Origin of the sequence: uncultured Bacteroides sp., assembly GCF_949298305.1 — a bacterium.
In the GTDB taxonomy this organism is placed as follows: Bacteria; Bacteroidota; Bacteroidia; order Bacteroidales; family Bacteroidaceae; genus Bacteroides.
Genome location: NZ_CASFWU010000100.1, coordinates 1 through 9292, shown reverse-complemented (window position 1 = coordinate 9292; position 9292 = coordinate 1). Strand labels below are relative to the sequence as shown.

The following is a 9292-nucleotide window of genomic DNA, read 5'->3' as shown; positions in this document are numbered from 1 at the left end:
AATCCGTCGTGCTCCAGGCTGTTGATGCCTTTGATGGTAAGTCCGCCGGGGGTGCAGACTTTGTCTATCTCAAGTGCGGGATGGGTGTCGCCCTTTAGGATGAGTTCGGCGGCACCTTTGACGGACTGGGCCACCATCTTCATGCCGTCCTTGGGATAGATGCCCAGCTCGATGCCCGCTTGCATGACTGCCTGGATGTACTTCAAAGCATAGGCGATGCCGCACGAGGTCATGGCCGTGGCGGCGGCAAACTTCTCTTCGGGCAGCAGCATGGCCAATCCCATCTCACTGAAGATGTCCAGCACCAGCTGTTGCTGCTCGGCGCTGGCGTAGGCGCTGGCAATGAGCGTCATGCTCTGCATCTCGCTGATGGCCGTGTTGGGTATCAGGCGGAAGAGGGGCATCTGTGGACACCCGAGCAGGTTCCATATCTCGCCCAGCTTGACGCCGGCGGCGATGGAGATGAGCATCTGCTGCCCGTTCAGTTCGATTTCGCTGAGTACGTCGCTCACCAGCCAGGGCTTGACGGCCAGCAGCACGATGTCCGCCCGTGCGGCGGCCTGCCGGTTGTCGCTGCTCACCTGCATGTCGGGATACGCGGCCTTCAGGGCCTCCAGCTTCTCGGCCGAGGGGTCGCAGACGGTGATGTCGGCGGCGGGGATGACGGTGCCCTTGGCCAGTCCGCGGGCAATGGCGCCTCCCATGTTGCCCGCACCTATGATTGTTATTTTCATGTCAGTAAGTTTATAGGGTTGATATATTTCCGCAAAAATAACTCTTTCCTTGCGTAAGTGCAACATTTTTCCGACAGTTTCCTTAACTTTGTCTGCAAATGCAGATTATATGGTGACAGTAAGTTTCGACTATTCGCAAGTTCCTTCCTATTTTGTACATTGTTTTAACGACCGTTGTCCGCTGGCCGGCAAGTGCCTGCGCCGGTTGGCGGCCTGTCATGTGCCGCCCACTCTGTTGCAAGTCCACGCATTCAATCCTCTGGCCTATCCGCCCGAAGGGGCCGATTGCCCGATGTTCCAACCCATCAAAGAAGTCAAGATTGGCTGGGGATTGCGTCAGGCCATGCTTCGCATGAGCTACGAAGACGGATGCAAGATGAAAAAGTGGCTCAACGGCTACTATCCCCGCATGACCCTTTCGCGTGTCATGAACCACAAGCGCGGCATCCCTCCCGCCGAGCAGACAGCCATTGTCCGCGCCTTCCGCTCGTTCGGGATGCGGGACGAGAACGTGTTCGACCAGGTGACATATACCTACGATTGGAACAGCAGGTAGGCGCCGGCCTCCGGACAGCCTTCCTCGGCGCGGCGGCCTTGGAAGTCGTGTCGTCACAGCAAGCTTGTTACGTATTCACAGTACGTATGTTACATCGTCACAGTCTGCATGTTACATTGTCACAATCCTGCTGTGACGATGTAACACTCTTGCTGTGAAACGGCGTGAAACAAACTTTTCCGAAAGGAAAAGGCGGCAGACCGTTTTTTTCCTTTATATTTGCATGTCCTTTTCCTTTTGCATATAGGCAGGAGGAAGGACTTAATTTATTTACTTGTATGATATAAACAGATAACTTGACATATTAACCAAGAAGCATTAGCTATTATTTCGCGTTCCACTAAAAGCCTAGGAAACTTTCAAGTGATATAAGAACAACCGGATAATAGGTAAGACATTTCGCATGGGAATGCCTTATCCTCTCAATAGTAAGCAATGCTCTGCCCGCATAGGGTGTGAGTGCTTATTTGAGAGGATGAGGTTTCATTCCTAGGCTACCTCGTGGAACGCAATAAGATGTCTCACACCCTTCCTTATTGTGGCGCCCACGGGGGCGATTGATAGTATATGCTCGCAAACTATCCATCGCCATGGCCGGAAACAAAAACCTGCAAGCTGCCAACAAGGCAAAGAAAGACGAATTCTACACCCAACTGGCTGACATCGAGAACGAACTCCGTCACTATCGTGAGCACTTCCGCGGCAAGACCGTGCTCTGCAACTGCGACGACCCGCGTGTCAGCAACTTTTTCCACTATTTTGCGTATGGCTTTGAGCAATTAGGCCTGAAGCGTCTCATTACCACCTGTTACAAGAATCAGAACGCCGGCCTCTTCAGCCGCCACGACCGGGAACAGGCCGTCTGGCTGGAATATCTGGGCGACCGCAATGGCAACCACGTGCCCGATGCCGAAGAAATAGGCATCCGTCCCCTGAAAGGCGACGGCGACTTCCGCAGCCCCGAATGTGTGGAGCTGTTGAAGCAGGCTGACATCGTGGTTACCAATCCGCCGTTTTCACTTTTTCGGGAGTATGTGGCGCAACTGGTGAAGTATGACAAAAAGTTCCTGATAATAGGGAACCAGAATGCGATTACGTATAAGGAAATCTTTCCGTTGATTATGCAGAACAAGATTTGGTTAGGATATGGCTTTAAGGGCAATGCCGGGCATTTCATTTCGCATTATGAAGATACAGCCACAGCCGGCGACCATCGGGAAGGGATGATAAGAGTTTCCGGGGTAACATGGCTCACGAATCTTGAAATAGAGAAACGCCACGAAGACCTTATCCTCTACAAGAAATATACTCCGGAGGAATATCCCAAATACGACAATTACGATGCCATCAATGTAAACAAGACTTCTGAAATCCCTGCCGATTACGACGGAGTGATGGGAGTACCCATTACTTTTCTGGACAAGTACAATCCTGAACAATTTGAAATTATCGGATGTACAGAGAGTGAGGGAAAAGGATTCTCTAATGGCTTATGGAATGCAAGCAGCAAAGTCGCTCAACCTCTAATTCATGGGAATAAAATATATAAACGTATATTCATCAAAAAGAAATAGGCATGGAAATAAAACTTCAAGAAATCACCATCCGTGAACTGACGGAAGGTTATCAGGACAATGCCGAGAATGGCGTGCGGGGCTATGGCGGCCGCTTGGACATCCGCCCGCCCTTTCAGCGGGAGTTTGTATACAACAACAAGCAGCGCGATGCGGTGATAGACACCGTGATGAAGAAATTCCCTCTGAACGTGATGTACTGGGCGGTGCGCGACGACGGCACCTACGAGGTGATAGACGGCCAGCAACGCACCATCTCCATCTGCCAGTACGTCAACGGCGACTTCTCTTATTCGCGGACAGGCTACGCCTTCTACAACCTGACGGAAGATGAAAAGAAAACATTCCTGGACTACCGGCTGATGGTGTACCTGTGCAGCGGAACGGACCGTGAAAAGCTGGACTGGTTTGAAACCATCAACATAGCCGGAGCGGAACTGACCCTGCAGGAGTTGCGCAACGCTGTGTTCTCTGGTCCGTGGGTGAGCGATGCCAAACGCTATTTCAGCAAGAACGGTTGTGTGGCCTACAAGCTGGGCAGCAGCTATGTCAGTGGCTCGCCTATCCGGCAGGACTATCTGGAAACAGCCATTCGCTGGATATCCTGCGCAAAGAGCAATGAGGAAATACGCAAGTACATGTCGCTGCACCAGTACGATGCCAACGCTCTGGCTTTGTGGACATACTTTCAGAGCGTCATCACTTGGGTACAGGGTACCTTCGTGAAGAAACGAGAGAAGTTCATGAAGTCCGTCGACTGGGGAGAACTGTACAATCGCTATAAAGACAATGTATATGACACCGCCTTTCTGGAACAGGAAACCGTCCGCCTGCTGATGGACGACGACGTGACCCGTAAGAGCGGCATCTATCCCTATCTGTTGACGGGCGACGAGCGCAACCTTTCCATCCGTGCCTTCACTCCGGCCATGGCTCAGGCTGCCTACGAACGCCAGCAAGGTATCTGTCCCCGTTGTGACAAACATTTCGAGTTTGAGCAGATGGAGGCAGACCACATCACCCCCTGGCACATTGGTGGACGGACGGTGGCAGACAACTGTCAGATGCTTTGCCGCGACTGCAACCGCCGCAAGTCGGGGAAATGAAAAAGAATGCCCCGCCCTCTGTGTGCGGGAGGGCGGGGCGAATAAAGATATGATAAGAACTCAAGTTTCGGATTTAATATTTATCTGGTAGTTAAGAAGTTAAGGGGTTAAGCCAATACATTGTGAGCTGTTTGTTTTTCTATTGGCTTTTAACTCCCAAGCCCGTCCAAGACGGGCGATAACTCCTTTTAAGTCCTTTAACTCCTGCAAGTTTCGGTAAAACCGAAACTTGAGTAAGAATTATCTTCAATCGGCTACATGCTTACGTAGCAAGTCCTTAAGTTCCTTATCACTGATATCTTCGCATTCGGATTTGTCGTAGATGGTCAGTAGTTTGACTTCCGAAGCTATATTGGCCAGAATTACGGTGTAGGTAATGACGCGGGCACCCCCACTTTTGCCTTTGCCTTTTGAGGCAATCGACATGCGGACTTTCCGGAGTCCTTTTCCTAAGTCGGTTCCTTGCAGAGGGTTGTCTTGTAGGCTGATGCAGAGAGCCCTTACGTCTTCTTTAATGGATTGGTATCGTTTGGAAAGACGCTTCAATTCTTTAATGAATTGTGGGGAAACACTGATGTTACAATTCATTGAGTGCTTCCTCCAGACTTTTGAAAGCCAATTTGCCTTCTAAGTTCTCTTTAAGTTCTTTGCAGGCCTGGTCGAAACAGGCAAGGGCCTCTTCCTTACTTAAAAGATGGCTGTCATTTTCGGTAGCCTCGGCCTCTGCCTCTTTCTGCATAGCCAATTTCTTGATGAAGTTCAATGCCTTCTTCATGTATGTCTCGTCATCGGCTATGTAGCTTAGTTGCCTGAAGAGTTCTGCATTCAGATTAGCGGTATCACTCATGGCTGTCCTTTCTTTTGGTTTTGATAACTCAAAGATAATGAAAGTCTTGGATTGAAGAATGTTTCCTGCTGCTTTTTTAATGAAAAATAATGCCCCGCCCTCTCTGCATGGAGAAGGCGGGGCTTATAGTTGTGGTTATGTGCCGGCACTCATTATCCCAGCACCTTCTTGAACCGCTCCAGGAAGAGGTTGGCCTCGTCCATTGACAGGCACAGGGGCGGCAGCAGACGGAGGACGTTGGTGCCGCTGACGCCGGTGAATACGTGCTGTTCCTTGAGCAGGCGCAGGCGCAGGTCCTTGATGGGAGCGTCGAACTCCAGGCCAATCATCAGGCCGCGGCCGCGCACTTCCTTAATCTGCGGCAGCTTTTTCAGTTCGTCCAGCAGATACGAGCCCACGCGGGCGGCGTTGTCGATGAGGTTCTCCTGCTCGATGACGTCGAGCACGGCCAGTGCGGCGGCGCAAGCCAGGTGGTTGCCACCGAAGGTGGTGCCCAGCTGTCCGTACACGGGGGTGAACATCGGGCTGATGAGCACACCGCCCATGGGGAAGCCGTTACCGATGCCCTTGGCCACGGTGATGAGGTCGGGGCGGATGCCCTGGTGCTGGTGGGCGAAGAACTTGCCGGTACGTCCGTAGCCGCTCTGAATCTCGTCGAGGATGAGCACCGTGTTGTTGCGGGTGCAGGCCTCGCGTGCGGCGTGCATGAACTCGTCGGTGGGCAGCTGGATGCCTCCCACGCCCTGTATGCCCTCGATGATGACGGCGCAGACGTCGCCCTTGTCAACCTCGGCCGTCAGTGCGGCGGTGTCGTTCAGGGGCACGTAGGTGACGTGTCCGCAGTCGTTGATGGGAGCGATGATTTTGGGGTTGTTCGTCACCTCCACGGCCAGCGACGTGCGTCCGTGGAAGGCTTTGGAGCAGGACACGACGCGTGTGCGTCCGTTGTAGAACGAGGCCAGTTTCAGGGCGTTCTCGTTGGCTTCGGCGCCGCTGTTGATGAGGAACAGCGAGTAGTCGTCGTAGCCGCAGGCCTTGCCCAGGCGTTCGGCCACCTGCTGCTGCAACTTGTTGATGACGGAATTGGAATAGAATCCCAGGGTTGCTACCTGTTGGCTGATCATCTCCACATAGTGCGGATGCGCGTGGCCGATGGAGATGACGGCATGGCCGCCGTAGAGGTCGAGGTACTCCGTACCGTTCTCGTCCCACACGTGGCAGCCTTTTCCCTTGACGATGTTGATGTCAAAGAGGGGGTATACGTCGAAAAGTTTCATGTTATTTGAGGCCTCACCCCCGGCCCCTCTCCCAAGGAGAGGGGAGGGAGGGGAAGCGTATTGTTTTTATGGATTATACTATTTATTATCTCTCTTAATATATCTATTGTAACCTTATTCCCCTCTCTTTGGGAGAGGGGTTAGGGGTGAGGCTCCTAAAACGCACTCGGCTTCAGCCTCAGTCCCACCGTCTCTTCGAGGTTGAACATGAGGTTCATGTTGTGAACCGCCTGTCCGCTGGCACCCTTCAGCAGGTTGTCGATGCACGAGATGATGAGCAGTTTGTCGCCGTGCTTCTCCAGGTGGATGAGGCACTTGTTGGTGTTCACCACCTGCTTCAGGTCGATGTTCTTGTCCACGATGTGCGTGAAGGAGTCCTTGGCGTAGTATTCCTCGTACATGCGGCGGATTTCCTCGATGCCCACTTTGGTCTTGACCACACAGGTGGCAAAGATGCCGCGCGGGAAGTCGCCGCGGTAGGGGATGAAGTCAATTTCCGAGTCGAAGCTGTTCTGAAGCTGGCGCAGTGACTGCTTGATCTCGGGCACGTGCTGGTGTTCGAAAGCCTTGTAGACGCTCAGGTTGTTGTTCCGCCAGCTGAAGTGGCTCGTGGCACCCGGCTTCACACCCGCTCCGGTGCTGCCCGTGATGGCGTTCACCATGATGTCGTCGTTCAGCATCAGGTTCTTGGCCAGCGGCAGAAGAGCCAGCTGGATGCAGGTGGCAAAGCAGCCCGGATTGGCTACATGCTTGGCCGTGCACGTGGCGCGACGGTTCAGTTCGGGCAGACCGTAGATGAAGTCGTGGTCGTCGCTCTTCAGACGGTAGTCCATCGAGAGGTCGATAATCTTCAGTTCCTCGGGGACGTTGTGGCTTTCCATGAACTTGCGCGTGTCGCCGTGGGCGGTGCAGAAGAAGAGCACGTCAATCTCGTCCAGAGGCAACTGGTCGGTGAAGGTCAGGTCGGTCTCGCCATACAGCCCTTCGTGCACGTCGGTTATCTTGTTTCCGGCGTTGCTCGCACTGTTGACGAAGACGATTTCCGCCTCCGGGTGGTTCAGCAGCAAACGGATGAGTTCGCCCGCCGTGTAGCCGGCCCCGCCGATAATTCCTACTTTTATCATACTATTTAGAGCCTCACCCCCGGCCCCTCTCCCAAAGAGAGGGGGGAAGGGGAGGCATACTGTTTTTATGGTTTATACTATTATATATCTATTGTAACTTCACCCCCTCTCCTCGGGAGAGGGGCCGGGGGCGAGGCTTCTTACTGCTCCAGCTCGTCCTTGTGCGTAGCATAGTAGGCGCGCAGCGGAGTCGACGAAACCTTGATGAAGCCCTTGGCGTCCTCGGCTGTCCATCCCTTCTGCATCTCGCCGTATTCGCCGAACTTGTTCTTCACCAAGTCGTCCTTGCTCTCCACGCCTACGGTGTGGAAGCCCAGCGGACGGAGTTCGAGGATGGCTGTACCGTTTACGTTGCGCTGGCTTTCGGTCAGCATGGCTTCGATGTCGCGCATTACAGGTTCCAGATACTGGCTTTCGTGCAGGAACATGCCATACCAGTTGGCCACCTGGTCCTTCCAGTACTGTTGCCACTTGCTCAGGGTGTATTTCTCCAGGAAGCGGTGTGCGCCGATAATCAGCATGGGGGCGGCAGCTTCGAAACCTACACGACCCTTGATGCCGATAATGGTATCGCCCACGTGCATGTCGCGGCCGATGCCATAGGCGGCTCCGATTTCCTCTACTTTCTGAATGGCCTTGATGGGGTCGTCGAAGCGTTCGTCGTTCACGGCTTTCAGTTCGCCCTTCTCGAAGGTGAGGCGCAGTTGCTCGGTGCCCTCTTTGGTGCAGTGCTTCAGGTAAGCGCTCTCCGGCAATCCCTGGGCAGAGTCGAGTATTTCACCGCCGCAAATGCTGGTTCCCCAGATGCCGACGTTGTACGAGTATTTCAGTTTGGCAAAGTCGGCGGCAAAGCCGTGCTTGTTCAGGTAGTCAATCTCTTCCTGGCGGCTCAGAGCCATGTCGCGGGTCAGGGTGATGATTTCCACGCCCGGCGCCATGACAAGGAAGGTCATGTCGAAACGCACCTGGTCGTTGCCGGCACCCGTTGAGCCGTGGGCGATGGCATCGGCGCCGATTTCGTTGGCATAGCGGGCGATGGCCAGTGCCTGGAAGATACGCTCCGAGCTGACGGAGATGGGGTAGGTGCCGTTGCGCAGCACGTTGCCGTAGACCATATACTTCAGGCTCTTCTCGTAATATTCCTGCGTCACGTCCAGCGTTACGTACTTCACGGCGCCCAGCTTGTAGGCGTTCTCTTCGTTGGTTTTCAGCTGTTCGGCACTGAATCCGCCGGTATTGGCGCAGGCAGCATATACTTCGTATCCTTTTTCCTTGGCCAGATACATCACGGTGAACGAAGTGTCCAGCCCGCCGCTGAATGCGACAACTACTTTTTTCTTCTTTGCTTCCATAACTATTTAATTAAAAATGAAGAATTAAGAATGAAGAATTTTTGTTTGTCCCTCTTCCCCTTTTCTCCATTGCTGTTTTTTACTTGTCAGTTGTTGTTTTTTTGAAATGAATCCTGCGTCCAGAATCTGAAAATTCCTCATTCTTCATTCCTCGTTTAGATTATATTTTGTCTTCTTCGTGCAGCGCAGGGTCGTAGAGCATGGCGGTGCAGATGCAGAACTTGCGGTTCTTGGCCACCAGTATGTCGTGATTGATACATCCCTCGCAACCTTTCCAGAAGGCTTCGTCGTCGGTCAGTTCGTTGAAGGTGACGGGCACGTAACCCAGCTCGGTGTTCATCTTCATAACGGCGGCGCCGCTGGTCAGACTGAATATCTTGGCCCAGGGCCATCGGAGGCGTGCCAGCTGGAAGGAGGCCTGTTTGATGCGTTTGGCCAGTCCCAGTCCGCGGTACTTGGGGTGTACAATCAGACCGGAGGTAGCTACATACTGCTTGTTTCCCCAGCTTTCGATGTAGGTGAAGCCGGCAAAGTCGTCGCCACACAGGGCAATGATGGCTTTTCCTTCCTTCATCTTGGTTGCTACATATTCGTGTGTGCGTTCGGCGATGCCGGTGCCGCGTACTTTAGCTGCTTCGCGTATGGTATCCAAAATCTTGTCGACGTAGACTTCGTGTGAAGCGTCGGCCACCATGACTTCAATTTGTTTCGAATCCATTTCT

10 protein-coding genes are annotated in these 9292 nt (G+C 53.3%); 3 read left to right on the top strand and 7 right to left on the bottom strand.

What is annotated here, in order from left to right:
* Positions 1–734 (bottom strand): pyrroline-5-carboxylate reductase (locus tag Q1Y74_RS12000; RefSeq protein WP_300814554.1); only part of this gene is annotated, 734 nt, incomplete at its 3' end.
* 109 nt (positions 735–843) lie between these two features.
* Here Q1Y74_RS12000 and Q1Y74_RS11995 point away from each other — a divergent pair.
* The 3 genes from Q1Y74_RS11995 to Q1Y74_RS11985 all read left to right on the top strand — a co-directional run bounded on the left by Q1Y74_RS11995 (position 844) and on the right by Q1Y74_RS11985 (position 3970).
* On the top strand, positions 844–1290 hold the full coding sequence (locus Q1Y74_RS11995; protein WP_300814553.1) for a DUF6078 family protein: 447 nt from the start codon (positions 844–846) through the stop codon (positions 1288–1290).
* Between the two features lie 590 nt (positions 1291–1880).
* The gene (locus tag Q1Y74_RS11990) at positions 1881–2864 is read left to right on the top strand and encodes an adenine-specific methyltransferase EcoRI family protein (RefSeq protein ID WP_300814552.1); all 984 of its coding nucleotides are present in this window, start codon (positions 1881–1883) and stop codon (positions 2862–2864) included.
* A 2-nt stretch (positions 2865–2866) separates the two neighbouring features.
* Positions 2867–3970, top strand: a complete 1104-nt coding sequence (locus Q1Y74_RS11985) for a DUF262 domain-containing protein (protein WP_300814551.1) — start codon at positions 2867–2869, stop codon at positions 3968–3970.
* A 246-nt stretch (positions 3971–4216) separates the two neighbouring features.
* On the opposite strand, the gene Q1Y74_RS11980 is transcribed toward Q1Y74_RS11985, so the two are convergent.
* From Q1Y74_RS11980 to Q1Y74_RS11955, 6 genes are all read right to left on the bottom strand, one after another.
* Positions 4217–4558, bottom strand: coding sequence for a type II toxin-antitoxin system RelE/ParE family toxin (locus Q1Y74_RS11980; RefSeq protein WP_300814550.1), 342 nt, complete (start codon positions 4556–4558; stop codon positions 4217–4219).
* Complete coding sequence (locus Q1Y74_RS11975; protein ID WP_300814549.1) at positions 4548–4817, bottom strand: hypothetical protein; 270 nt, start codon at positions 4815–4817, stop codon at positions 4548–4550. The genes Q1Y74_RS11980 and Q1Y74_RS11975 overlap by 11 nt, the downstream gene beginning before the upstream one ends.
* 152 nt (positions 4818–4969) lie before the next feature.
* Entirely contained in the window at positions 4970–6094 is a 1125-nt protein-coding gene (locus Q1Y74_RS11970) for an aminotransferase class III-fold pyridoxal phosphate-dependent enzyme (protein WP_300814548.1), read from the bottom strand.
* A gap of 155 nt (positions 6095–6249) precedes the next feature.
* Entirely contained in the window at positions 6250–7218 is a 969-nt protein-coding gene (argC, locus tag Q1Y74_RS11965) for an N-acetyl-gamma-glutamyl-phosphate reductase (RefSeq protein ID WP_300814547.1), read from the bottom strand.
* A gap of 140 nt (positions 7219–7358) precedes the next feature.
* A complete protein-coding gene (locus Q1Y74_RS11960) occupies positions 7359–8570 on the bottom strand; it encodes an argininosuccinate synthase domain-containing protein (protein WP_300814546.1) in 1212 nt (403 codons plus the stop codon).
* A gap of 160 nt (positions 8571–8730) precedes the next feature.
* The gene (locus tag Q1Y74_RS11955; RefSeq protein ID WP_300814555.1) at positions 8731–9288 is read right to left on the bottom strand and encodes a GNAT family N-acetyltransferase; all 558 of its coding nucleotides are present in this window, start codon (positions 9286–9288) and stop codon (positions 8731–8733) included.
* Positions 9289–9292 lie beyond the last annotated feature (4 nt).

What these genes read in the sequence shown, in the direction of transcription:
- Q1Y74_RS11995 (WP_300814553.1), top strand. Translation starts at nt 844, where the DNA reads ATGGTGACAGTAAGTTTCGACTATTCGCAAGTTCCTTCCTATTTTGTA.
- Q1Y74_RS11990 (WP_300814552.1), top strand. Translation starts at nt 1,881, where the DNA reads ATGGCCGGAAACAAAAACCTGCAAGCTGCCAACAAGGCAAAGAAAGAC.
- Q1Y74_RS11985 (WP_300814551.1), top strand. Translation starts at nt 2,867, where the DNA reads ATGGAAATAAAACTTCAAGAAATCACCATCCGTGAACTGACGGAAGGT.
- Q1Y74_RS11980 (WP_300814550.1), bottom strand. Translation starts at nt 4,558, where the DNA reads ATGAATTGTAACATCAGTGTTTCCCCACAATTCATTAAAGAATTGAAG.
- Q1Y74_RS11975 (WP_300814549.1), bottom strand. Translation starts at nt 4,817, where the DNA reads ATGAGTGATACCGCTAATCTGAATGCAGAACTCTTCAGGCAACTAAGC.
- Q1Y74_RS11970 (WP_300814548.1), bottom strand. Translation starts at nt 6,094, where the DNA reads ATGAAACTTTTCGACGTATACCCCCTCTTTGACATCAACATCGTCAAG.
- argC (WP_300814547.1), bottom strand. Translation starts at nt 7,218, where the DNA reads ATGATAAAAGTAGGAATTATCGGCGGGGCCGGCTACACGGCGGGCGAA.
- Q1Y74_RS11960 (WP_300814546.1), bottom strand. Translation starts at nt 8,570, where the DNA reads ATGGAAGCAAAGAAGAAAAAAGTAGTTGTCGCATTCAGCGGCGGGCTG.
- Q1Y74_RS11955 (WP_300814555.1), bottom strand. Translation starts at nt 9,288, where the DNA reads ATGGATTCGAAACAAATTGAAGTCATGGTGGCCGACGCTTCACACGAA.